The 23,208-nt window shown below is 64.7% G+C and carries 21 protein-coding genes; 16 read left to right on the forward strand and 5 right to left on the reverse strand.

Annotated features, from left to right (window positions below; all coding sequences use genetic code 11):
- Positions 1-53: 53 nt before the first annotated feature.
- The 4 genes from ACVOLS_RS15405 to ACVOLS_RS15420 all read left to right on the forward strand — a co-directional run bounded on the left by ACVOLS_RS15405 (position 54) and on the right by ACVOLS_RS15420 (position 4,394).
- Entirely contained in the window at positions 54-974 is a 921-nt protein-coding gene (locus tag ACVOLS_RS15405; protein ID WP_481546329.1) for a lauroyl acyltransferase, read from the forward strand.
- A gap of 74 nt (positions 975-1,048) precedes the next feature.
- On the forward strand, positions 1,049-2,170 hold the full coding sequence (gene ribA, locus ACVOLS_RS15410) for a GTP cyclohydrolase II RibA (protein WP_481546330.1): 1,122 nt from the start codon (positions 1,049-1,051) through the stop codon (positions 2,168-2,170).
- A 203-nt stretch (positions 2,171-2,373) separates the two neighbouring features.
- A complete protein-coding gene (locus tag ACVOLS_RS15415; RefSeq protein WP_481546331.1) occupies positions 2,374-2,883 on the forward strand; it encodes a PH domain-containing protein in 510 nt (169 codons plus the stop codon).
- Positions 2,884-2,888: 5 nt separating this feature from the next.
- A complete protein-coding gene (locus ACVOLS_RS15420; RefSeq protein ID WP_481546347.1) occupies positions 2,889-4,394 on the forward strand; it encodes a PH domain-containing protein in 1,506 nt (501 codons plus the stop codon).
- A 44-nt stretch (positions 4,395-4,438) separates the two neighbouring features.
- On the opposite strand, the gene ACVOLS_RS15425 is transcribed toward ACVOLS_RS15420, so the two are convergent.
- Entirely contained in the window at positions 4,439-5,470 is a 1,032-nt protein-coding gene (locus ACVOLS_RS15425; protein WP_303747757.1) for a CDP-glycerol glycerophosphotransferase family protein, read from the reverse strand.
- Positions 5,471-5,572: 102 nt separating this feature from the next.
- Between ACVOLS_RS15425 and ACVOLS_RS15430 the strand changes: the two genes are divergently transcribed.
- The 5 genes from ACVOLS_RS15430 to ACVOLS_RS15450 all read left to right on the forward strand — a co-directional run bounded on the left by ACVOLS_RS15430 (position 5,573) and on the right by ACVOLS_RS15450 (position 10,783).
- Positions 5,573-6,409: a glycosyltransferase family 2 protein gene (locus ACVOLS_RS15430; protein WP_481546332.1), complete on the forward strand. Its 837-nt coding sequence runs from the start codon at positions 5,573-5,575 to the stop codon at positions 6,407-6,409.
- A 195-nt stretch (positions 6,410-6,604) separates the two neighbouring features.
- On the forward strand, positions 6,605-7,894 hold the full coding sequence (locus ACVOLS_RS15435; RefSeq protein ID WP_481546333.1) for an O-antigen ligase family protein: 1,290 nt from the start codon (positions 6,605-6,607) through the stop codon (positions 7,892-7,894).
- Positions 7,891-8,805, forward strand: a complete 915-nt coding sequence (locus ACVOLS_RS15440; protein ID WP_481546334.1) for a glycosyltransferase family 2 protein — start codon at positions 7,891-7,893, stop codon at positions 8,803-8,805. The genes ACVOLS_RS15435 and ACVOLS_RS15440 overlap by 4 nt, the downstream gene beginning before the upstream one ends.
- A gap of 116 nt (positions 8,806-8,921) precedes the next feature.
- On the forward strand, positions 8,922-9,869 hold the full coding sequence (locus ACVOLS_RS15445) for a UDP-glucuronic acid decarboxylase family protein (RefSeq protein ID WP_481546335.1): 948 nt from the start codon (positions 8,922-8,924) through the stop codon (positions 9,867-9,869).
- On the forward strand, positions 9,866-10,783 hold the full coding sequence (locus ACVOLS_RS15450) for a glycosyltransferase family 2 protein (RefSeq protein ID WP_481546336.1): 918 nt from the start codon (positions 9,866-9,868) through the stop codon (positions 10,781-10,783). The genes ACVOLS_RS15445 and ACVOLS_RS15450 overlap by 4 nt, the downstream gene beginning before the upstream one ends.
- Before the next feature lie 22 nt (positions 10,784-10,805).
- On the opposite strand, the gene ACVOLS_RS15455 is transcribed toward ACVOLS_RS15450, so the two are convergent.
- The 4 genes from ACVOLS_RS15455 to def form a co-directional block, all read right to left on the reverse strand.
- Entirely contained in the window at positions 10,806-11,573 is a 768-nt protein-coding gene (locus tag ACVOLS_RS15455) for a glycosyltransferase family 25 protein (RefSeq protein WP_481546337.1), read from the reverse strand.
- Between the two features lie 203 nt (positions 11,574-11,776).
- Positions 11,777-13,120 carry a 16S rRNA (cytosine(967)-C(5))-methyltransferase RsmB gene (rsmB, locus tag ACVOLS_RS15460; protein ID WP_481546338.1) on the reverse strand — a complete coding sequence of 448 codons (1,344 nt, stop codon included), beginning with the start codon at positions 13,118-13,120 and terminating at the stop codon, positions 11,777-11,779.
- 4 nt (positions 13,121-13,124) lie between these two features.
- Complete coding sequence (gene fmt / locus ACVOLS_RS15465; RefSeq protein WP_481546339.1) at positions 13,125-14,048, reverse strand: methionyl-tRNA formyltransferase; 924 nt, start codon at positions 14,046-14,048, stop codon at positions 13,125-13,127.
- A 189-nt stretch (positions 14,049-14,237) separates the two neighbouring features.
- On the reverse strand, positions 14,238-14,753 hold the full coding sequence (gene def / locus ACVOLS_RS15470) for a peptide deformylase (protein ID WP_481546340.1): 516 nt from the start codon (positions 14,751-14,753) through the stop codon (positions 14,238-14,240).
- 128 nt (positions 14,754-14,881) lie between these two features.
- On the opposite strand from def, the gene ACVOLS_RS15475 reads away from it, so the two are divergent.
- From ACVOLS_RS15475 to tsaC, 7 genes are all read left to right on the forward strand, one after another.
- Positions 14,882-16,006, forward strand: coding sequence for a LysM peptidoglycan-binding domain-containing protein (locus tag ACVOLS_RS15475; RefSeq protein WP_481546341.1), 1,125 nt, complete (start codon positions 14,882-14,884; stop codon positions 16,004-16,006).
- Positions 16,007-16,084: 78 nt separating this feature from the next.
- On the forward strand, positions 16,085-17,236 hold the full coding sequence (gene dprA, locus ACVOLS_RS15480) for a DNA-processing protein DprA (protein ID WP_481546342.1): 1,152 nt from the start codon (positions 16,085-16,087) through the stop codon (positions 17,234-17,236).
- Between the two features lie 45 nt (positions 17,237-17,281).
- Positions 17,282-17,755: a DUF494 family protein gene (locus tag ACVOLS_RS15485; RefSeq protein ID WP_282268100.1), complete on the forward strand. Its 474-nt coding sequence runs from the start codon at positions 17,282-17,284 to the stop codon at positions 17,753-17,755.
- Between the two features lie 20 nt (positions 17,756-17,775).
- Positions 17,776-18,504 carry a GYF domain-containing protein gene (locus tag ACVOLS_RS15490; RefSeq protein WP_481546343.1) on the forward strand — a complete coding sequence of 243 codons (729 nt, stop codon included), beginning with the start codon at positions 17,776-17,778 and terminating at the stop codon, positions 18,502-18,504.
- Positions 18,505-18,537: 33 nt separating this feature from the next.
- Entirely contained in the window at positions 18,538-19,476 is a 939-nt protein-coding gene (locus tag ACVOLS_RS15495; protein WP_481546344.1) for an RDD family protein, read from the forward strand.
- Positions 19,477-19,748: 272 nt separating this feature from the next.
- Positions 19,749-22,250, forward strand: coding sequence for a DNA topoisomerase I (locus ACVOLS_RS15500; protein ID WP_481546345.1), 2,502 nt, complete (start codon positions 19,749-19,751; stop codon positions 22,248-22,250).
- A 225-nt stretch (positions 22,251-22,475) separates the two neighbouring features.
- Positions 22,476-23,036: an L-threonylcarbamoyladenylate synthase type 1 TsaC gene (gene tsaC / locus ACVOLS_RS15505; RefSeq protein ID WP_481546346.1), complete on the forward strand. Its 561-nt coding sequence runs from the start codon at positions 22,476-22,478 to the stop codon at positions 23,034-23,036.
- Positions 23,037-23,208: the final 172 nt, after the last annotated feature.

The raw sequence follows: 23,208 nt of genomic DNA on the forward strand, positions 1-23,208 counted from the left end.
GCTGTGGGGGCCGGGCACCATAGCACCGGGCGCCAGCGGCTAAACTTGGGGGAATGAAACCGCAATCCACCGCCAAGCTCTATTACCGCCTCGCCTGTGCCCTGACCCACCTGCCCTGGTCCTGGCAGCGGACCCTGGCCGACACGGTGGCCTGGCTGTGGCGCAGCATCAATGCCCGCGAAAGCCGGGTGACCCGCCGCAACCTGGAATTGACCTACCCGGAGTTGGATGCTGCCCAGCGCGCACGGCTGCACCGCGAGGTGCTGCGCACCACCGCCCGCCAGGCGCTGGAAACCCTGTACCTGTGGACCCACGACCCGGCCCGGAACCTGTCCCGGCACCTGCGCGAACGCCATGGTCAGGAGCTCTACGACGCCGCGCTGGCCTCGGGCAAGGGCGTGATCGTCATTGCCCCGCATTACGGCAACTGGGAATTGCTGAACCAGTGGCTGGCCTCGCGCGGGCCGATCGCAATTGTTTACGCGCCGCCGGAGAACCCGGTCGGCGATGAATTCCTGCAACTGTGCCGTGGCGGCGACAACGTGCGCCAGGTTCGCGCCGAAGGCCCGGCCGTGCGGCAGTTGTTCAAGGTGCTCAAGGACGGCGGCGCCACCGGCATCCTGCCCGACCAGCAACCAAAGAACGGCGACGGCGTGTTCGTGCCGTTCTTCGGCATGCAGGCACTGACCATGACCCTGGTCAACCGTCTGGCCGAGCGCACCGGCGCCACCTTGTTGTACGGCTGGTGCGAGCGCACCGGGCCCAACCTGGACTTCGCCCTGCATATCGAACCGGCCGAGACCCAAATCGCCGACCCGGATCTGCAACTTGCCGCAGCTACCCTCAATGCCGGCATCGAACGCATCGCCCGCCGCGATCCTGCGCAGTACCAGTGGACCTACAAGCGCTACACCCTGCGGCCACCCGGCAGCGGCGAGCACGACCCCTACGCCACCGCCCGTCACCCGCACTGAACCTGCTGCTGCAACACTGCGTCACCCGTGCCGCTCGATTGATTCGACTGCCAACGGCCCCCATAAGGTTTCAAATGAACAACCCCGTTTCTGCCAGCCCGTCCTACTTCGGCCAGACCGCCGCCATCCGCTGCGAGCGCGCCGCCGCCGAACTGCGTGCTGGCCGCCCGGTAGTGATCAGCGATGGCCGGCAGCGTCTGGCCAGCATCGCCCTGGACAGCAGCTCGCCGGAAGGCTACGCCGCCTTCGCCGAGGCCGCGCAAGGCCGCCATTACCTGTTCCTGAGCGCAGCGCGCGCGCAGACGCTGGGCATCAACGCTGCCAACGGCATCCACCTGCCACTGGCTGATCGCGAGTTCGCCGAACTGCCAGCGCTGGCCTACCTGCGCGATGCAGTCGCGCCGGCCGATGCGCAAGCCAATGGCAATGCGCTGGACGCAGCGACTGTGGAAGTGGCGCGGCTGGGCTTGCTGTTGCCGGCCATGATCTCGGTGGAACTGGATGCGACAGGCAGTCCATTTGATGATTGCCTGCAGCTGGACACCACCGCCCTGTACGAAGGTGCTGGCCAGGCCGGCCAGGACTACGAACTGGTAACGCGCTCGCCGGTGCCGCTGCGTGATGTCGGCATGAGCGAGTTCGCCGTGTTCCGTGGCGGCGTGGCACAGCGTGACCAGGTTGCGGTGATCGTTGGCAATCCGGACATGAGCGGCATCGTGCCGGTGCGCGTGCATTCCTCCTGCCTCACCGGCGACCTGTTCGGCTCGCTCAAATGCGATTGCGGCGACCAGCTGCGGCGCGGCCTGCGCACGCTCAAAGAACTGGGCGGCGGCATTCTGTTGTACCTGGACCAGGAAGGTCGCGGCACCGGCATCGCTGCCAAGATGCGTGCCTATGGCTACCAGCACGAAGGCCTGGACACCATCGACGCCGATGCCCAACTGGGCTTCGGTGCCGACGAGCGCCGCTATGGCAGCGCAGTAGCCATGCTCCGCGCGCTGGGCGTGCAGCGCATCCAACTGCTGACCAATAACCCGACCAAGGTGCAGCACCTGCGCAAGGCCGGCATCGAAGTGGTTGGCTGCGTACCGGTCACCGGCGAGATCACCCACGAGAACGAGCAGTACCTGCGCACCAAGGCCGCACGTGCCGGCCATCATCTGGATGTGGATGCGCTGATCATGGCGGCGCAGTAGGCGTTTTTATTTTTTGTAGGAGCGGCGTCAGCCGCGAAGCCACAGATACATCCGGCGCCCACAATGGCGCCCCACCTTGAAACTGCGAATGCAGGCCTTTCGGCGGTCTGCAGCCTCGCCAGCTTCGCGGCTGACGCCGCTCCTACAACTGCGATTGCGGCCCCACCTACCGTTGCATGGCCTCGCCGTTATATCGTCTGCGCATGACTGAACCTCCTGCCTTCGATACGCCGCTGCCGGACGACAACCAGTGGCAGCCACTGCCGCCTCGCGGCGCGGTCTTCGCTGCCGTCGGCGCAGCGCTGAGCATGGCCCTGCTGTTCGGCGCGGCCTGCGTGGTACTGATGCTGGCCACCAAGCAATCGAGCTGGCTACTGATCCCCTCGGCTGGTGCCGTACTTGGCGCCCTGCTCGGCGCATGGTTCGGCTGGCGCCGCCATCGACTCACCTTCTGGCGCTTGGATGCGCAGTCACTAGGCGTGCGCCGCGGCCATATGTGGCAGAGCGAAAGCCACGTCCCGGTCTCGCGCGTGCAGCACCTGGACCTGCGCCGCGGTCCGCTGGAGCGCATGGCTGGCCTGGCGACCCTGATCGTGCATACCGCCGGCACCCGCATGAACACCGTCGCCGTGGCCGGCCTGGCGCACGCCGATGCCGAACGCCTGCGTGATCGCCTGGCCCGCCAACTCGACCACGACGACGACGCGCTGTGAGCGAACTGCCGCCCCCCATCCCCAGCGACGAGCAGCGACTGCATCCGTGGTCGTGGCTGTTCGCCCTGCAGCAGCAGGTGCAGCAGTTCCTGCTACCGCTGGTTGCCTTGCTGGTGTTTGGCAGTCGCCGCGACGATGACCTGCCCTACCACCACTGGATCAGCGCCGCGATCGTCGTCGCGCTGGTCGCCACCGCGGTGCTGCAATACCTGAGTTACCGCTACCGCATCGGCAATGATGCGTTGAGCATCCGCAGCGGCATCTTCGAACGCACCCGTCGCGAGATTCCGTTCGCGCGCATCCACAACGTCGTTGTGCACCAGAACCTGTTGCACCGCATCTTCGGCGTGGCCGAGTTGCGTCTGGAATCGGCCGGCGGCGACAAACCAGAAGCGGAAATGCGGGTGCTCAAACTGGCGCAGGCGCTGGAGCTGGAACGCCTGATCCGCCAAGGTGGCAGCGAAGCGGCGACCACGAGTGCGCAGCCCGACATTGCGACTGATGGCGTGCTGTTGAGCCTGCCCTTGTCCGAACTCGTGCGGCAGGGTCTGATTTCCAATCGCGCAATGGTTGTCGTGGCAGCGGCAATCGGTGCGGCTTACCAGCTGTTCCCGCGCCGGGCCACCTCCGATTTCATCGAAGAACAGGGCCGCCATGCCTTCGGCTATGCCAGCCAGCTGCAGCTGGGCACGCTGACCATGGTTGCTACCGGCATCCTGCTGCTTGCCTTCGCATTGGTGCTGATGCGGCTGCTATCGGTGGGTCTGGCGATCGTGCAGTACTACGGTTTTCGCCTTAGCGAGGCCGACCGCCGCCTCACCGTCGAACGCGGTCTCTTCACCCGCGTGCGCAGCAGCGTGGCGCGCAGGCGCATCCAGGCCTGGACCTTGCGCGAAGGTGCGTTGCATCGCTTGTTCAAGCGCCGCCAGCTACGGGTGGATATCGCCAGTGGCGGCCAGCAACAGGAGCAGGACGGTCGCGCGCTCAAGGAGCTGGCACCGCTGGCAACGCCGGTCACTTGCGACGGCCTGCTGCAGCACCTGCTGCCGCAGCTGCAGTGGCCGCCCACGCAATGGCTGCCGGTAAGTACGCGGGGTTGGTGGCGGCTGTGCCTGCCAGCACTGGTGTTGATGAGCCTGCTGTCTGCACTGCTGGTGTACGAAACCGGCAGTGCATGGGGCCTGCTGCCACTGCTCTGGCTGCCATGGTCCGCACTGAAGGCGCACCGCCAGGTAAGCCGCATCGGCTACAACATCGATGCGCAGCGTGTGGCCATCCGTGGTGGCTGGTGGAACCGCTGGTGGCGCGTGGCCGAGCTGGACAAGCTGCAGGCTCTGCGGCTGGATCGTTCACCGCTGGACCGACGATTCGGTACCGCGACGCTGACCTTGGATACAGCCGGTGCAGGTGGCGCGCCAGCCTTGCAACTGCGCTTTCTGGAAGAAGCCCAGGCACGTACGTTGATGGCGCAGCTTGAGCGGGAGATGGCGCGGCGCAAGCTGCGCTGGTGAGGCACCCCCTCTCCCGCAAAGGGAGAGGTGAACACTTCGCGCGATCAAACCCGCGCCGGGCCCCAATAACCAATGCGTTTGCGCAGCTTGATCTTGCGCCACCAGTTGCGCGGCTTGGGCTTGCGGTTGCGACCGCCCTTGGCGATGAAGTCGTCGATCGCCTGCAGGATGCGCTCGCTGGACTGCCCGTCGCGGTAGGGGTGCAGCTGGTCGGCGAACTGGCGCACCGCAGCCATCAGTTCCGGCGGCCGCGACAAGGCGGTACGGATTGCACCCTCAAACTGCGCCGGGTCGTCGATATCCAGCAACTGCGGGCCCGGGCGACGGTTCTTGAAAGTCACCACCGGCTTGTAGGTCAGCAGGAATTCGTTGAGTGCCGAGGAAGTGTCCGAACACATCATGTCCACCTGCGGGAACAGGTCCAGGATGTTGTCGTCATCGGCGAAGCGCAGGTACGGGCCTTCCAGCGCGCGGTACTTGGCAGTGATCTCCGGGTCCATCTTCGGGTGGAAGGTGACGATCCAGCGCCACTCGCCAGTCTGCGACAGCCGCTTGATCTCGTCGTACAGGATGCCGGCAGCACTCCAGGACGGTGAGAAAGTCGAGTGGTACAGGATCACCGGCGGTTCGCGCACCGGGTCGGGCTCGTCCTTCAGTTGGCTCATGAACGGGTCGATCTTCGGGAAGCCGGTCTCAACCACCGAAAAATGTCCGGTCTTTTGTGCCAGCTCCGAGAACGCAGCGGTATCGCGAGGGCCGGTGGTGCAGTACAGGTCGAAGAAGCCACGGATGTAGATGTGGCGCGGCTTGCCAGCATCGAAGCCGTGGAAGGTCTCCACCTTCACCCCGGGGAAGAAGTGCGGCACCGCGTTGGACGAGGTGATCACTGCGCAGGGGTTCCAGGCACGCACCTGCTCCACCGTCAGCAGGGTTTCGTCGGCGGTCAGGTCTGCCGCGCCCGGCCCATCGAAGAACCATGCCGCCTCATCGCCACGCGCGCGGATCGCCGCCTGCAGCGGGCGGAGGATGGCCAGCGCATAGCGCTCGGACCCGTACAGCAGATAGTGGCGTGGCACGGTGGGGAACTCCTGAATATCCCGGATATCCCGAAATTATCGCATCGCCAGTGGAAGCCGTCGCTGCTAGGCTTTGGCCCGATCCCCCGCGCCAGACCCCGCATGCCCAGCCCAAGCACCGCCCTGCCCGCCCAGCGCCCGCGCCTGTCGGCCTGCATCATCGCCTTCAACGAAGCCGACCGCATTGGCGACTGCCTGGCCTCGCTGGCGTTCTGCGACGAGATCGTGGTGGTGGACTCCTTCTCCAGTGACGCCACCGTCGCCGTCGCCGAAGCCGCTGGTGCCCGCGTGGTGCAGCGTGCGTTCACCGGTTTCCGCAGCCAGAAGGCGTTCTGCGTGGAGCAGGCCAGCCACGACTGGGTGCTGTGCCTGGACGCCGATGAGCGGGTCAACCCGGAGCTGCGCGCGGCCATCGAAGCCGAACGTGACGCCGGCTTCAATCGCGCCATCGGCTACCGCTTCGCACGCTGCTCGGAGTACTTCGGCCGTTTCCTGCGCCACGGCACCGCCTACCCGGACCGGGTGCTGCGGCTGTTCGACCGCCGCCACGGCGGCTGGCGCGGCGATCGCGAGATCCACGAAGCCGTCTCGCTGGATGGCCCAGCCGCCCTGCTCAGGGGCGACCTGCTGCACCACCCCTACCGCAGCTTCCTGCAACTGCTGGACAAGAAGCAGAAGTACGCACGAATGATGGCCGAGCATGAGTTCGGCAAGGGCAAGCGCGCCAGCCTGGGCAAGCTGATCATCGCCCCGACCTGGCGCTTCATCCGCAGCTACGTGGTCAAGCGTGGCTTCCTGGACGGCTGGCCGGGGTTGATCGAGGCCTTCGTCAGCGCCAACTACGTGCGCCAGAAAACCATCATGCTGTGGCTGCTGCAGAACGGACAGCCGCTGGTGACGCCCCCAGCGAATGCCAGCATCAATAAGCCGCTTGACTGAACGACAGCGGTTCTTGCTGAACATGTCCCAGCATCTACCATGAACACGCGACACCGTTCGTTGAAGATGCAGGTTCGCATCGCTAGAATTATTCGTTCTACCGACTGAAAATCAGACTGGTTGCACGGTGGCTGTCCAGCTGTCACTGCCACTTTCCCAGCGGCGTATCCACGCCCAACCGGTGTGATCCATCACGTGAATCAGTTGTCTGCGGTCCAATCTCCCTTGCTGTTACAGGCGCTGCGCAGCCGGCTGCTGACGGTGGGCCAATGGTGCGCGGTGCTGACACTGGCTGCCGCTCCGCTCAACAAACCCGCCACCAACATCCTGCTTGGCTTGAGCCTGCTGTGCTCGCTGGCAGGCACGGACCTGTTCGCACGCTGGCGCGCCGCACTGCGTGAGCCAGTGGTGATCGGTTTCCTGGTCTGGTTCGGCGTATTGTTTGCGAGCGCACTGCATGCGTGGATCGGCTCCGGTGCTCCCGCAATGGGCGAAGCCTCCCTGTGGGGCTGCCTATACCCTGCACTCATCGCCAGCCTTCTGCGCGATTCGCGCTGGCGCTGGCGTGCACTGGCGGCGTTCGCTGTCGCCGCCGGGCTGGTGGTGCTGATTTCCTACCTGATGCAGTTCGGCCTGGTACCACAACGGGCGGTAGCTGAAATCCAGCCGTCCATGCGCAATACCGTGTTCAAGGAATACACCCAGCAGGGGCTGGCCAGCCTGATCCTGATGTCGATGCTGGTGGCAGTGGCCCTGGACAGCAACGAGCGGCGCTGGCGTATCGCTGCGTGGGTAGCCGCCGCGGTTGTGCTGTGCAACGTCGTACTGCTGATCCAGAGCCGCACCACATACATCGTGTTGCTGCCGCTGTTCGGGTATTGGATCTACCGGCTTGTTGCCCACCGTTTCAACGGCTGGCGCACGCTGATGATCAGTATCGGCCTGGTCATCGTCACCATTGGCGCGCTGTGGTCGACACCGAGCATCCGCGAACGCATGCTCAGCTCGATCACCGAGGAAGTCGACAGCTATCTGGTCGCCCAGGAGCCCACGTCCAGCGGCATCCGTCTATGGCTGTGGCAGCAAACCCTGCCGATCATCGCCGATGCCCCCGTGTTCGGGCACGGCCTGAACCAGTGGGAGCCCATCTACATGGAGCAGATGCGCGCCATCCCGGGCTCGGAACCGTTCATCACCGGCCACCCGCACCAGGAAGCCCTGCTCATCCTGGCCGAGGAAGGCGTGGCTGGCATGCTGGTATTCGTGGCCCTGCTGTTGGCCTTTGCCGTTCATGTTGGCAAGCTGCGCGACCCTCAAAAGGGTATCTTTGCCAGCATCCTCATCATCTATGTGGCTGCCGGCCTGGCCAATGGACTCTGGAGCAACTTCACCCACCGCCATGTTTTCATGCTACTGATGGCCAGCATTCCGCTGGGCAGCTTTCCTTGGCGTGGCATCGGTGAAGCGCGCGAATCCACATCATGAGCCCACGTCCGTCGCTCGATGAGGTGACCGTTGTCTGCGTCACCTACAACAGTTCGACGCTTGTGGAGGCGATGGCCAACACACTGGCACCGTTCCCGCATGTCGTCATAATCGACAATGGCAGCAGCGACGACACCGCCCCACGCATCGCGCAGCATCTCCCGCATGCGCAGGTGATCACCCGCTCCACCAACGCGGGATATGGTGCAGCCAACAACCAGGCGATGACGGCCGTACAGACGCCGTTCGCCTTGCTGCTCAACCCCGATTGCTTCATCGCCGCCGATGACCTGCAATGTCTACTGGACTGCATGCAGCAGCACCCCCATGCCGGCGTCATCGGTCCGCAGAACTGGCGCAGCGAAACGGTCCCGCAGATATCGCATCGCCAGGCCTTCTTCAGGCCCGGCGCGGACAGCACCTGCACGGTGCCGGACAAGGTCACCGCCGCCGAATGGATCCATGGCTGTTGCCAGCTTCTGCGAACCAGTGCATTCCGTGAAATCGGCGGCTTTGACGAAGCTTTCTTCCTCTACTACGAAGACGACGACCTGTGCCTTCGGATGGCCCAGGCCGGCCATCAATGCCTGCTGCAGCCTGCGGCACGCGCCCTCCATAAAGGCGGCGCATCCTCTGCTCCCAGCATGCGCACCGAGTTTATCAAACGCTTCCACTATGCACGCTCACGCCAGATTGCCATACGCCGTTACATGGGCACTGCCGCAGGGCGGATGCACCTGGCCAAGCTGATGGCCGCTGCGGTGCCAGCTGTGGTGGTATACAGCCTGCTGCTGCGTCGGCGCGATGTAATCAAGTGGGCCGCATGGGGAGCGGCGGCATTTTCGGCCGCCGCAGGGTTGGATCTGGTGCCCGGGCGGGGCAAGCCCGCCGCGCGCTCAATCAGCAGTTAGCATCTTTTCAACACCAATGCATCCCAACCAAGGGCACAGATCATGGCAGAATGTGTTGCCAGCTGGGCATTGAACGCCCATGCCCGCCCTATCCTTTATCTTTTCGAGATTTTTTCATGCAACGCGTCCTGGTCACAGGTGGTGCGGGGTTTCTTGGTTCCCATTTATGCGATCGGCTGATCCAGCAGGGACACGATGTCCTGTGCGTGGACAACTACTTCACCGGCAGCAAGCGCAACATCGCGCATCTGCTGAACCTACCCAATTTTGAGCTGATGCGGCACGACGTCACCTTCCCCCTGTATGTGGAAGTGCAACGCATCTTCAACCTGGCCTGCCCGGCCTCTCCCGTGCATTACCAGCACGATCCGGTACAGACCACCAAGACCTCGGTACACGGCGCGATCAACATGCTGGGCCTGGCCAAGCGTGTCAATGCGCGGATCCTGCAGGCGTCCACCAGCGAAGTCTATGGAGACCCGGAAGTACACCCTCAGCAGGAGGGCTATTGGGGCCGGGTCAACCCGATCGGCATCCGCAGCTGCTATGACGAAGGCAAGCGCTGCGCCGAAACGCTGTTCTTTGACTACCACCGCCAGCACGCGCTGGACATCAAGGTAGTGCGCATCTTCAACACCTACGGCCCGCGGATGCACCCCAACGATGGCCGCGTGGTGAGCAACTTCATCGTGCAGGCCCTGCGCGGCGAAGAAATCACCATTTTCGGCGATGGCAGCCAGACCCGCAGCTTCTGCTATGTGGATGATCTGATTGAAGCCATGCTGCGGACCATGGACACCGAGCGCGGCTTTACCGGGCCAATCAATATTGGCAATCCCGGCGAGTTCACCATGCTGGAGCTGGCCGAAATGGTCCTGCGCCTGGTCGGCGGGCGCTCGCGCCTGGTGTATCGGCCACTGCCCTCGGATGACCCGCGCCAGCGCCAGCCGGACATCTCGCTGGCCCGTGAAAAGCTGGGCTGGGAGCCAAAGGTCGCCTTGGAAGACGGCCTGAAGGAAACCATCGCCTACTTCCGCAAGTTGTTGGCCGAGGATCAGGCGTGACCACGTTTGCCGTCGTCATCACCAACTACAACTACGCCAAGTTTGTCTGCGAGACGATTGACAGCGCGCTGGCCCAGACCCGGGCCGCCGCGCAGATCCTGGTGGTGGACGACGGCTCAAGCGATGGCTCGCCGGAACTGCTGCGCCAGCGCTACGGTGACGATGCCCGGGTGACCCTGCTGTTTGGCGAGAACGAAGGCCAACTGGCCGCGTTTCAACGCGGCGTGGCCGCTGCCAACGCCGATGTGATCTGCTTCCTGGACGCCGATGACCGCTGGAAGCCGGAATACCTGGAAAAGATCGGCGCGGTGTATGACGCCCGCCGCGATATCGACTTCGTCTTCAGCGACCTGCAGACCTTCGGCATCGACAACCTGGACATCCGCTACGAAGACAGCCAGCAGCCCATCGACCTGGGCTATACCGCAATAAGCACCTACTTCCTGGTGCCCTGGTATGGTGCTCCCACCTCGGCGCTGAGCCTGCGCCGGGCCTGGGCAGAGAACGTACTGGACCTGCCGCACAGCTTCCGCCGCCAGTGGAAGCTCTGCGCCGATGCCTGCGTGGTGCACGGCGCCAGCATCCTCGGCGCCCGCAAGTACTACCTGCCCACCGCCTGCGTGGAGTACCGCACCCATGGCAACAACGGCTGGTGGGCAACCCGCCGTGAGCCGACCAGCCTGTACCGTAACGCACTGCGCAACTACGGCATTGTCCGTGTGTATGCCGCGCGCAGCGGCCTGGACGATGGCTGCTGCAGCCTGGGCAAACAGGAGTACCGCACCAAAACCAAGCCCAGCCGCAAAGAACGGCATCGCTACGCCAGCATCGCATTACGCGGGGATGCGCCTTGGTGGAAGCGCTACGAAAGAGCCATCAGCATCCTGTCTGGACGCCAATCCAGCCGCCGCTGAACAGCGGCGGCATCGCCGCATCTCAACCGTTGCTTGCGGGTGTACGCCCGCGCAGCCGCGAGGCGAGATTGTAGGCAAACCAGCGCATGCTCAAACCGGCACGGTAAGCCTCACGCTGCAGCCAACCCAGTGGCCCAACGCTGGGTTTGGCCCTGCGCCCGGCCTGAATCACCGAGGCGAACAGATCACCACTGCGCACCACTCCCGGCTTGAGGCCGAGGCATTCCACCCCGTGCAGCCAGGCCAGATCCATATAGTCATCAACCGGCAGCACCCAGTGCTCGGCGTGACCAAGGAATTTCGCCGCCGCCTCTGGCGTCAGGTAGTAGCCAAACGCACACAAGGGGCTGCGCCAGTAGCGGTGCAGGACGAAGTCGCCGAACTTTATCCAGGGCGAGCTGGGGCGATCCGCAGCATGCAGGCGGAAGTAGCCAACCGACTCCGGCAATGACGGCAGGTCACGCAATACGTCCAGGAAGCGCGGATCGATGGTGATGTCGTCTTCAAACACGATCATCGGCCGGCCGCTGTCCACGCACTGCTGCCACAACAGATAGTGGCTGGCCCAGCAGCCGATTTCGCCGGGACGGAAAGGGCGGCCCTTGCAGGCCAGGCGCCGCTTTTCATCGACCTTGGTGAACAAGGGATGCGGAATGCTGCCATTGACCGCCTCCCACATCGTCACCTCGATACCCAAAGCTTCCGCCTGCCGCTGGATCGAGGCACGACGATCCGCCGATGCAGGCAGGTTGATCACATAAAGGGGCAAATCAGCAGACGGCCGAGTCATTGCGCGACGCAATCCTGGAAAAGAATCCACACGGGCTCCCTGCTCTCAGAAAGCCATCCTAGACACAACAACGAGTCATGATAGTACCCGATCAACAATTGCCTGCCTCCCTGCCATATGGCGCCCGCAAGCAAAACGGGGCCGGCGCTTGATTTCACCGCCAACGCTGCCGCCAGCTTGATCCTAGGGACGGAGAACGTCCGTCAGTCCTGCGCCGCTTTCAGCAACCGCGCATAGAAGAATCCATCGCCCCCCTGCTCGCCCGGCAGTCGCTGGCGATTGCCGGCAACCTCGTGACCGAATGAGTCGGGCAATGCCTGCAGCTGTGCATCCGGGGTACGCGCGAGGAAGTCCGCTACCTGCTGACCATTCTCTTGGCGCAGGATCGAACAGGTCGAGTACAGCAGCACGCCACCTGGGCGCACCACTGTCCACAACGCGTCCAGCAAGCGCGACTGCAGGGCCGCCAATGCAACGATGTCTTCGGCACGACGGTGCAACAGCACGTCTGGCTGACGGCGGATGATGCCGGTAGCCGAACATGGGGCGTCCAGCAATACCGCATCAAACGGCTTGCCGTCCCACCAGGCGGCGGTATCGGTAGCATCGACCGCCAGCACCTGCGCCTGCGCGCCGACGCCGGTGCGTGCAAAGGTTTCACGGATGCGCTGCAGACGTCGCGCGTCGACGTCCAGCGCCAGCAATGGCAGGGACGGGTCGCGCTCCAGCAGGTGCGCGGACTTGCCGCCCGGCGCGGCGCACGCGTCCAGCACCCGTGCGCCGAGTGGCGCCTGCAGGGCATCGGCTACCTGCTGCGCTGACAGGTCCTGCACCGACACTGCGCCTTGCGCGAAGCCGGGCAAGCCGCTCACGGGCACCGCAACCGGCAGGCGCACCGCATCGGCCGACAAGGGCTCGGCGACGGCTTCAATGCCGGCTTCAGCCAACAAACCCAGATACGCTTCGCGCGAATGCTGCTGACGGTTGACCCGCAGCCACATCGGCGCCGGCTGCAGACTCTGCGCGATGATTTCCACAACCTGCTCCGGCCAGTCGTGCTGCACCTGGGCCAGCAGCCATTGCGGCCACGCATCTTCAGCGCGCGCCTCGGCAAAGCCCTCGCGCTGGGCGCGGCGCAGCAATGCATTGACCATGCCTGCCTGACGCTCGCGGCCCAGCGCGCGCGCTGCCTCCACGGTCGCCGACAACGCGGCGTGGGCGGGCAACTGCAATACGTCCAACTGCGCGAAACCCGCCATCAACAGCGCGCGCAGATCACTGTCACGCGCGCCCAGCGGCTTCTGCAGCCATTGCCGCAATGCCTGGTCATAGACGACGCGGCGGCGCAGCGCGGCAAAACAAATGGCTTCGAGCAACGCACGGTCGCGGCTGTCATCTAGCTTGGGCAGGGCTGCGCCAAGTTCGGCTTTCAGCGAACGGCCCTTGCCGATCACGGCCGCCAACACTTTGGCCGCCAACGCGCGGGTCTGCACGCCGGGCTGTGCCGCCGCGGACTTGCCCCACGGCGAGGAAGTAGCAGCCGTCATCCGCTCAGCCCTCGACCCGCAGATCGCGGCGAGCGTTCAGATAATCAGCAGCGGTGATCGCCTTGCCGCCTTCGCGCTGCACCACGCGCAGGCGCAAGGCGCCCTGGCCGCAGGCGATATCGATACCCTCGCGGGCAGCACCGATCACCGTGCCCGGCGCCTGCCCACGGTTGTCCTCAATGGCCACTGCGCCGTGGATGCGCACGCGCTCTCCCGCCAGCGTAGCCTCGGCGACCGGCCAGGGATTGAAGGCGCGCACACGGCGCGCCAGCGCAGCCGCCGGCTCGGCCCAGTCGAGCCTGGCTTCGGCCTTGTCCAATTTGTGTGCATAGGTGACACCGGCTTCCGGCTGGCGCTGCGGCACCGGCTTCAAGCCGGCGCGCAACAAGCCCAGACCATCGGACAGCACCTGCGCGCCCAGCTGTGCCAGACGGTCATGCAGTTGGCCGCCGGTATCGGCATCACTGATCGGGGTGTGCTGGCGCAGCAACACTGGGCCGGTATCCAGGCCCGCCTCCATCTGCATCAGGCAGACACCGGTTTCGGCATCGCCAGCCTCGATCGCGCGCTGGATGGGCGCGGCACCGCGCCAGCGCGGCAGCAGCGAGGCGTGCACGTTCCAGCAGCCGTGGGTCGGGATGGCCAGCACCGCCTTGGGCAGGATCAGGCCGTAGGCAACCACGATCATCAGATCCGGCTGCAGCTCCCGCAGCTGCTGCTGGGCTTCGGGTGTCTTCAGGCTATCCGGCTGGAATACCGGGATGCCGCGCGCGATCGCGTCAAGCTTCACCGGCGAGGGCATCAAACCACGGCCGCGGCCGGCCGGACGATCCGGCTGGGTGTAGACCGCCACCACTTCATGCTGGCGCGCAGCGGCGGCCAAGGAAGCAACGGCGAATTCCGGCGTACCGGCGAAGACGATTTTCATTGGGCGGGGATTCGCTATTCGGGATGCGGGATTGGCAAGAGCGACGCAGCGGCGGCTGTTGCCAATCGCGGATCGAAAAAAGGAGCGTGCAGGTCAGGGAGGCAGATCAGAGCGCCAGGACAACAGGAAGACGCGGCACAGCCTGCTCTTGCCGATCCCCAATCCCGACGCCCCGATCCCACCCTTGGATCAAGCTACATGCTTGCGCGACTTGGCCAGCTTCTTGCGCACCATCTCGCGCTTGAGCGGCGACAGGTAGTCAATGAACAGCTTGCCGTCCAGGTGATCCATCTCGTGCTGGATGCAGGTGGCCAGCAGCTCATCGGCCGCCAGTTCCTGCTGCTTGCCTTCACGGTCAAGGTAGCGCACCACGATGGAATCAGCGCGGGTGACATCGGCATAGATGCCCGGCACCGACAGGCAGCCTTCCTGATAGACGCGGCCGCCTTCGCTGGCGCTGACGATCTGCGGGTTGATGAACACCTGCGGCTCGTTGTGCTCTTCGCTGACGTCGATGACCATGAATCGCTTATGGACGTCCACCTGACTGGCCGCCAGGCCAATGCCCGGGGCGTCATACATCGTCTGCAGCATGTCGTCGAGCAGCTGCTGGAAGACCGGCGTGGTCACCTCGGCCGCTTCAACAAGGGCCGCCTTGGTGCGCAGGCGCGGGTCTGGGAACTCAAGAATGGGCAGGAGGGCCATGGCAATACCAATCCGGGATGCCGCTTATTTCGGCAAGATGTCCCAATTCTACCGCTTGCGCTTGCCCGGCGCCCCCGTTTCTGCAATATAGTGCGACAACCTGTTGGGGAATCAGGCAGATCGCAACCATGTTGAAACAATTACGTACGGTCGCCGCCGTGGCGATGCTGACCGTCACGACCTATGCCGTGGCCGTCGAAATGAACGGCACCCACCCTGACACCTACGTGGTGCGCAAGGGCGATACTTTGTGGGACATATCGGCACGTTTCCTGAAAAAGCCGTGGCTTTGGCCGGAAATCTGGCAGGCAAACCCGCAGGTCAAGAACCCGCATCTGATCTATCCGGGCGACGTTCTGAGCCTGGCCTATCTGGACCGGGTAACGGCCCAGGCCGGCCCGCGCCAGGAGGCGCCGATCACCGGCGTACCGCTGGCGGACGTTGAGCCTTTCCTTAAGAACCTGAACGTGGTGGACAGCTTCGAAGACCTGCCCTACGTGGTCGGCCTGGAAGACAACCGCCTGCGCGCAACCCTGGGACAGAAGGCCTATGTCCGCGGCCTGGAGGGCGCGCAGCCTGGCCAACGCTATATGGTGGTGCGCCCAACCGTACGCTTCAGCCAACCCAAGCCCACCGACGACCTGGACAACCGGGGCCGGGCCATTCCGGGCAGCGGCAACGTGTGGGCGAGCTACGTAGCCGCCAATGACCGCAATGAGTTCCTGGGCTACGAGCTGGCAGAGGTGAATGCCGGCACCCTGACCCAGGTAGCCAGCGGTAACGCCGAAGCATCCACCCTGCAGCTGCAGGACAGCGGCAGGGAGGTGCGCATCGGCGACCGCCTGGTGCCAGTGCAGACCACCCCTTACGACCTGCAGTTCGTTCCGCACGCCCCGGCCAACGCCTCGGCACCGGGCCAGCTGCGTGTGCTTGCAGTGACCGACACCTTCACCAGCGGCGGCCCGCGCGATGTGATCGCCATCTCCGGCGGCGCACGTGAAGGCATCAACAACGGCACGGTGTTCTCGATCTGGCGCAGCGGCAGCCATGTCGCCCACCGCATGCAGTACCCGGGCTCTTCGCGCATGGATGACGCACTGAAGACCGGCGCCGGCCGGGTCACACTGCCTGACGAATATGCAGGCCATGCGATGGTGTTCCGCACCTTCGACAAGGTCAGCTATGCCTTGATCATGGAAGGCACCAAGCCGACCCGCGTAGGCTTTGAGCTGAAGCACCCGGACGCGCAGTAAGCGCCTGCGGTCTAGCCTTACGATGTACAACAACGGCGCCCGAGGGCGCCGTTGTTGTTTGTGGCCGCAGGCTGGGCCATGTCTCGATCAGCCTTCGCCAATCTACCCATTCCACCCTGCTGCCCGGCCCTGCTGGCCCTGGCGCTGGCTGGCGGCCCCCTGCAGACACTGCGTCGCCTGCTCGATCAACACAGCGGCAGCGCGAACGCCTTGGCCGCCGGCCCTGGTGGCTGGCAAGCGGCCGGCTGCACGCCGGCGCAACGCCAAGCACTGGCAAAGCCCAATGCGGATGCCTGGGCGCGTGCCATCACCTGGCTGGAAGCCGATTGCCACCACCTGATCGGCTGGGGTGACCCGGACTATCCGCCGTTGCTGCGCGATAGCCCCAACCCGCCATTGGCATTGTTCGTAGCCGGTGACCCAGTCCGGCTATGGCAACCGGCAATCGCCATCGTCGGCAGTCGCATGCCCAGTGCCGGCGGTCGCGACATCGCCCGCGACTTTGCCACCACGCTGGCCGGCCACGGTTTGTCCGTCGCCAGCGGCCTGGCCGCCGGCATTGATGCAGCCGCGCACCGGGCAACACTTGCCTGCAAGGGCAGCACCTATGCGGTTATCGGCACCGGCCCGGACCTGGCCTACCCGCGCCACCATCGCCAACTGCAGACGCAGATCGCCGCCGAAGGCGCGGTGGCCAGCGAATACCCGCCAGGCACAGCGCCGCGCAGCGGTCAGTTCCCGGCCCGCAACCGCCTGTTGGCGGCGCTTGCCTTGGGCACCGTGGTCATCGAGGCCGCTGAACGCTCCGGCGCACTGATCACCGCGCGCCTGGCCAGCGAGGCCGGCCGCGAAGTCTTTGCCGTGCCCGGCTCCATCCACAATCCGATGGCGCGCGGCTGCCACCGGCTGATACGCGAAGGTGCAACCTTGGTGACACACAGCGACGACATTCTTGAAGGCGTGGCCAATCTGGCCGGCGAACTGGCCTGTGCCTTGCAAACCCGGCTTCAGACCCCCATCTCCCCTGTACCGTCCGGCCAGCACCCGGCCGTCACGCCACCGGACCCAGACTACCAGCGATTGTGGGACGCCTTGGGTTATGACCCAACCGGTATGGATTTACTGATCGAGCGCACTGGATTGACGGCCGCCAAGCTGTCCTCCATGCTGCTGCTCATGGAATTGGAAGGCAGGGTGTCGTCGGCGTACGGCCGCTACACCCGCACCTGAAGGTTTCTTCACCTCCACAGCGCCAATGGCGCAGGCCGAGGGGCAATGAAAGAGAGCATCCTGGACGTCCTGCTGTACCTGTTTGAACACTACTTCAGCGAAGACGCTGATCTCATCCGAGACCGCGACTCGTTACAGAACGGCCTGATCCAGGCCGGTTTCAGTCCCGCCGAAATCAACAAGGCCTTCGATTGGCTCGATGCCTTGGCCGAACAACGCCCAGCCGTGGCGCAGCCACGCGTTGACGGGCCGGTACGCGTGTTCCACGGCCCCGAGCTCGACAAGCTGGACGTGGAGAGCCGCGGCTTCCTGCTGTTCCTGGAACAACAGCGCGTGCTCGACGCCGACCAGCGCGAGCTGGTGCTGGATCGCGCCATGGCGCTGGACCAGGACGAACTGGACCTGGACGACCTGAAATGGGTGGTGCTGATGGTGCTGTTCAACCAGCCCGGCGCGGAAGCCGCCTATGCATGGATGGAAACCCAGATGTTCGTCGACGAACCCGAACCCCTGCACTGAGCCAAAAACGGCGTGCAGGGATGCATAAGGACAATACCTACGTGAGCCAATGGTTCTACGCCGAGGGTAACCGCGAACGCCGCGGCCCGATCAGTGACGAAGACATCGCCCAGCTTTTCCAGTCCCGTCGCATCGACGAGGACACCCTGGTCTGGCGCGAAGGGGCCGGCGACTGGCGGCCGCTGCGCGACTTCGCCGGCGAGCTTGGCCTCGACCTGCAAAAGCCGGCAGCGGCAAGCGCGCAATCAGTACCGCCATCGCTGCCTCCGGGGCTGCAGACCGTCCACACCTCCGCACCATCGCGGCAGGGCCTGTCCGGCTGCGCCATCGCCGGCATCGTTGCTGCGGTAGTCGGCGTGATCCTGATTGCCATCCTCGCCATCCTGGCGGCCATCGCCATGCCCGCCTACCAGCAGTATGTGATGCGCTCCAAGACAACGATGGTTTCAGGGCAACTGCTGGGCTTGAAACATCAAGTGGCTGAGTTCGTCGCCGCCAACCAGCGCTGCCCGATCAATGATGACGAAGGCTTCGGCACCCCCGAAAGCTACGCCAGCGGTGATGTCGCCCAGGTCCATGTCGGCCGTTTTGAAGAGGGACATTGCGGGCTGGAAGCCTTCCTGCGTGTTCCATCGCATACGCCACTTGACGGCAAAAGCATCTGGCTCGACTACGATATGCAGGCCGACAGCTGGGAATGCAGTTCCGATGTCGACGACAAATACCTGCCGATCGACTGTCGCGGCTGATTGGTAGCGTTCAGAACTTTTACGGGGAAAAAGATGAGCCAGTGGTACTACGCTGATGCCCAGCGCGAGCGGCATGGTCCGATTGAAGCGGATGCACTCCGCGAAAAATTCCGCGCAGGCGAGATCGACCTGGGCACCCTGGTGTGGCGTGAAGGCATGCAGCAGTGGCAGCCGCTCTCGGCCATCGCCGACGAACTGCAGCTGATCACCCAGGCCAGCACCGGCATCGACCTGCGCCAGGACTACGCGGCCATCGAGAACGGCACCGCGGCCGAACCCGCAATTGTGCGAGCTGCGACTGCGCACTCCCCATATTCCGCGCCGGGCAGCATGCCCGTCGATCAGAATCATGTCGTGACCGGTGGCGCCATCGTACAGGCAGGCTTCCTGCGACGTTTTGCTGCCTCGGTGATCGACAGCGTCGTCACCGGCGTAGTCTCTGCGGTGTTGCTGATCCCGATCGCGCTTGTGATGGGGGTGAGCCTGGCAGGCATGGCGGGGTCGGAAATGGCCAACGCTGGCGCCATGCTCGCCTTCTACGCCATCTATATGGGCATCTGCATCCTGGTGCCGGCCACCTATTTCGGCTGGATGCACTCGTCCAACAACATGGCCAGCCTGGGCAAGATGGCGGTGGGCGCCAAGGTTGTGCGCAGCAATGGCGAAAGCATCAGTTTCTGGCGCGCGTTTCTGCGCTACATCGCCATGATCGGGCTTGCAGTGATCTCCTGCTACATCTCCCTGCTGGTGTCGGCGATCATGGTCGGCGTCACCGAGCGCAAGCAGAGCTTGCATGACATGATCTGCGACACCGTGGTAGTCGACAAATGGGCCTTTACCGAGCATCCGGAACGCCAGAGCCGTGAGTTGGGCCCGGTAACACTCGTCATCGTCGGCTTGGCGGCACTGTTGATCCTCGGCTACCTGGCATTGATGGCATTTGGCTTTTTCATGGCCATCGCGCAATCCTGAGCAAGCGGATGGCCCTCCACCTGAGGGCTTTGCCTGATCGGGCTGGTGGTGCTTCCCGGCGTTGCCGCAGCGGGCTTCAACCGACAAATTGCCGGGGGCGGCTTGACATCAGCCCCTCCGGCATGATTCCTCTAATAAGGAAACAAGCTGAACGCCCGGGCCGCAACCCGGGCGTCGGCTTATGCACAACCCAAACATCGGCTTCACTATCGTCCCGGTTTAAGCCACCCTAGCGCCCCCACAAGGGCGTTCCGCCCCAAGAATGTACTGACATGCCCAAGCACCTGCTCATCGTCGAATCACCGGCCAAGGCCAAGACGATCAATAAATACCTCGGCAAGGACTACACGGTCCTGGCCTCGTATGGGCATGTGCGTGACCTGGTCCCCAAGGAAGGCGCGGTTGACCCCGAGAACGGGTTCGCCATGCGCTACGACCTGATCGAGAAGAACGAGAAGCACGTCGAAGCCATCGCAAAAGCCGCAAAGGGCGCCGATGACATCCTGCTGGCGACCGATCCGGATCGCGAGGGTGAGGCCATCAGCTGGCATATCGCCGAGATCCTGAAGCAGCGCGGCCTGTCCGACGGCAAGCCGATGCAGCGCGTGGTGTTCACCGAAATCACCCCGCGCGCGATCAAGGAAGCGATCGCCCAGCCGCGTGAAATCGCCTCGGATCTGGTCGATGCACAGCAAGCCCGTCGAGCACTCGATTACCTGGTTGGCTTCAACCTGTCGCCGGTGCTGTGGCGCAAGGTGCAGCGCGGCCTGTCCGCCGGCCGCGTGCAGAGCCCGGCGCTGCGCATGATCGTCGAGCGCGAGGAAGAGATCGAAGCCTTCATCTCGCGCGAGTACTGGAGCATCGAGGCCGCCTGCGCACATCCTTCGCAGCACTTCAACGCGCGCCTGATCAAGCTGGACGGGCAGAAGTTCGAGCAGTTCACCATCACCGATGGCGATACCGCCGAAGCCGCGCGCCTGCGCATCCAGCAGGCCGCGCAGGGCTCGCTGCACGTCACCGACGTCGCCAGCAAGGAGCGCAAGCGCCGCCCGGCCGCACCGTTCACCACCTCCACGCTGCAGCAGGAAGCCTCGCGCAAGCTCGGCTTCACCACCCGCAAGACCATGCAGGTGGCGCAGAAGCTGTATGAAGGCGTGAACATCGGCGATGAAGGCACGGTCGGCCTGATCTCCTACATGCGTACCGACTCGGTGAGCCTGTCGCAGGACGCGCTGGCCGAGATCCGCGACGTGATCGCCCGCGACTACGGCATCAGCTCGCTGCCGGACAAGCCGAACACCTACACCACCAAATCCAAGAACGCGCAGGAAGCCCACGAAGCCGTGCGCCCGACCTCCGCGTTGCGCACCCCGGCACAGGTGGGCAAGTACCTCACCGATGACGAGCGCAAGCTGTACGAGTTGATCTGGAAGCGCGCCGTCGCCTGCCAGATGATCCCGGCCACCCTGAACACCGTCAGCGTCGACCTGTCGGCCGGCAGCGAGCATGTATTCCGCGCCAGCGGCACCACCGTGGTGGTGCCCGGCTTCCTCGCCGTGTACGAGGAAGGCAAGGACAGCAAGAGCGCCGAGGACGAAGACGAAGGCCGCAAGCTGCCGCTGATGAAGCCCGGCGACCGCGTGCCGCTGGACCGCATCGTCGCCGACCAGCACTTCACCCAGCCGCCGCCGCGCTACACCGAAGCGGCACTGGTCAAGGCGCTTGAGGAGTACGGCATCGGCCGTCCGTCCACCTACGCCTCGATCATCCAGACCCTGCTGTTCCGCAAGTACACCGAGATGGAAGGCCGCAGCTTCAAGCCGACCGACGTCGGCCGTGCGGTCAGCAAGTTCCTGTCCAGCCACTTCACCCAGTACGTCGATTACGACTTCACCGCCAAGCTCGAGGACGAGCTGGATGCGGTGTCGCGTGGCGAAGAAGAGTGGATACCGCTGATGGAGCGTTTCTGGGGCCCGTTCAAGGAACTGGTCACCGACAAGAGCGAATCGTTGGACCGCACCGACGCCGGCAGCGCGCGCGTGCTCGGCCCGGACCCGGTCAGCGGCAAGGATGTCACCGCGCGTATCGGCCGCTTCGGCCCGATGGTGCAGATCGGCACCGTCGAAGACGAAGAAAAGCCCAAGTTCGCCTCGCTGCAGCCGGGCCAGAGCATCTACTCGATCTCGCTGGATGAGGCACTGAAGCTGTTCGACATGCCGCGCAAGCTCGGTGCCGACGCCAATGGCGAGGAAGTCACCGTCGGCATCGGCCGCTTCGGACCGTTCGCCAAGCGCGGCAGCACCTACGCCTCGCTGACCAAGGAAGACGACCCGTACAAGATCGACCTGGCCCGCGCCGTGTTCCTGATCGAAGAGAAGGAAGAGATCGCGCGCAACCGCATCATCAAGGAGTTCGAAGGCTCGGACATCCAGGTGTTGAACGGTCGCTTCGGCCCTTACATCAGCGACGGCAAGGTGAACGGCAAGATCCCCAAGGACCGCGAGCCCGCCTCGCTGACCCTGGCCGAAGTCGAGCAGCTGATGGCCGACACCGGCAAGCCGGTGCGCAAGGGCTTCGGCAAGAAGGCCGCCAAGAAGACCACGGTCAAGAAGGAAACCGCACCGAAGAAGGCCGCCGCAAAGAAGGCTCCGGCCAAGAAGGCGGCAACCAAGAAAGCCGCGACCAAAAAGACCGCAGCGAAGAAGGCAACGAAAAAAGCCGTCGCCAAGAAGGCAGTGAAGAAGTCGGCGGCCGACGACGCACCGCCGTTCTGACCAGCGGCACAGCAAGACCGCTACTCCCTTCTCCCGTATACGGGAGAAGGTGCCCGGAGGGCGGATGAGGGGAAGCTCTTCTCCTGAGGGTGGATACCCCCTCCCCCGCCAACAAGCGGATAATCAGCACCACCCGCAGCAGGCCGCCCACCGGGCGGCCTTTGCTTTGCGTCCCTTTCGCGGACCAGCGCCATCGAACGCACTGGCCCTCCAACGGTGCTGACCATGCTCGAACTCGACCTGCACAGCGTCGTCCCGGCCCTCAAGGCCGGCGGCGTGATCGCCTACCCGACCGAAGCGGTCTGGGGCCTGGGCTGTGACCCCTCCAACGAAACCGCGGTGATGAAGCTGCTGGCGCTGAAGCAGCGCCCGGTCGAGAAAGGCATGATCCTGATCGCCGCCAGCCCGGCGCAGTTGGAAGGCTGGGTGCAGTTGGACGCCTTGGCAGACGACCGCCGGCAGGCAGTGCTGGACAGCTGGCCCGGCGCCAACACCTGGATCGTGCCAGCCGGCCCACGCGCCCCACGCTGGATCACTGGAGAACACACCGGCATCGCCGTGCGGGTCAGTGCGCATCCGCTGGTACAGGCCCTGTGCGAGGCCTGGGGCGGCCCGTTGGTATCGACCAGTGCCAACCTCGCCGGTGAGCCCCCGGCGCGCTCCCGTGAGCAGCTGGACCCGGCCCTGCTGGACCTGCTGGACGGCTTGCTGGACGGCGCCACCGGCGGCCTGTCTCAACCCACCCGCATCCGCGTTGCCGCCACCGGCGAAGTCCTGCGCGACTGAAAAGCCGAAAAGCCACCCCCTCCCCAACCCTCCCCTTGGCTACGCCAAAGGGAGGGGGCGAAATCGTAGTGGCGCCGCCGGGGGGGGGCGGGGCGTGCCCGTAGGGGCGCCCCCCCGCCATGCGACGGGCGGCTGGGGGGTGCGCCGCCCAGAGTGAGGGGGGGGCGGGCGC

Source organism: Stenotrophomonas sp. STEN038, assembly GCF_056759895.1.

What these genes read in the sequence shown, in the direction of transcription:
- ACVOLS_RS15405 (WP_481546329.1), top strand. Translation starts at nt 54, where the DNA reads ATGAAACCGCAATCCACCGCCAAGCTCTATTACCGCCTCGCCTGTGCC.
- ribA (WP_481546330.1), top strand. Translation starts at nt 1,049, where the DNA reads ATGAACAACCCCGTTTCTGCCAGCCCGTCCTACTTCGGCCAGACCGCC.
- ACVOLS_RS15415 (WP_481546331.1), top strand. Translation starts at nt 2,374, where the DNA reads ATGACTGAACCTCCTGCCTTCGATACGCCGCTGCCGGACGACAACCAG.
- ACVOLS_RS15430 (WP_481546332.1), top strand. Translation starts at nt 5,573, where the DNA reads ATGCCCAGCCCAAGCACCGCCCTGCCCGCCCAGCGCCCGCGCCTGTCG.
- ACVOLS_RS15440 (WP_481546334.1), top strand. Translation starts at nt 7,891, where the DNA reads ATGAGCCCACGTCCGTCGCTCGATGAGGTGACCGTTGTCTGCGTCACC.
- ACVOLS_RS15445 (WP_481546335.1), top strand. Translation starts at nt 8,922, where the DNA reads ATGCAACGCGTCCTGGTCACAGGTGGTGCGGGGTTTCTTGGTTCCCAT.
- ACVOLS_RS15455 (WP_481546337.1), bottom strand. Translation starts at nt 11,573, where the DNA reads ATGACTCGGCCGTCTGCTGATTTGCCCCTTTATGTGATCAACCTGCCT.
- rsmB (WP_481546338.1), bottom strand. Translation starts at nt 13,120, where the DNA reads ATGACGGCTGCTACTTCCTCGCCGTGGGGCAAGTCCGCGGCGGCACAG.
- fmt (WP_481546339.1), bottom strand. Translation starts at nt 14,048, where the DNA reads ATGAAAATCGTCTTCGCCGGTACGCCGGAATTCGCCGTTGCTTCCTTG.
- def (WP_481546340.1), bottom strand. Translation starts at nt 14,753, where the DNA reads ATGGCCCTCCTGCCCATTCTTGAGTTCCCAGACCCGCGCCTGCGCACC.
- ACVOLS_RS15475 (WP_481546341.1), top strand. Translation starts at nt 14,882, where the DNA reads ATGTTGAAACAATTACGTACGGTCGCCGCCGTGGCGATGCTGACCGTC.
- dprA (WP_481546342.1), top strand. Translation starts at nt 16,085, where the DNA reads ATGTCTCGATCAGCCTTCGCCAATCTACCCATTCCACCCTGCTGCCCG.
- ACVOLS_RS15485 (WP_282268100.1), top strand. Translation starts at nt 17,282, where the DNA reads ATGAAAGAGAGCATCCTGGACGTCCTGCTGTACCTGTTTGAACACTAC.
- ACVOLS_RS15490 (WP_481546343.1), top strand. Translation starts at nt 17,776, where the DNA reads ATGCATAAGGACAATACCTACGTGAGCCAATGGTTCTACGCCGAGGGT.
- ACVOLS_RS15495 (WP_481546344.1), top strand. Translation starts at nt 18,538, where the DNA reads ATGAGCCAGTGGTACTACGCTGATGCCCAGCGCGAGCGGCATGGTCCG.
- ACVOLS_RS15500 (WP_481546345.1), top strand. Translation starts at nt 19,749, where the DNA reads ATGCCCAAGCACCTGCTCATCGTCGAATCACCGGCCAAGGCCAAGACG.
- tsaC (WP_481546346.1), top strand. Translation starts at nt 22,476, where the DNA reads ATGCTCGAACTCGACCTGCACAGCGTCGTCCCGGCCCTCAAGGCCGGC.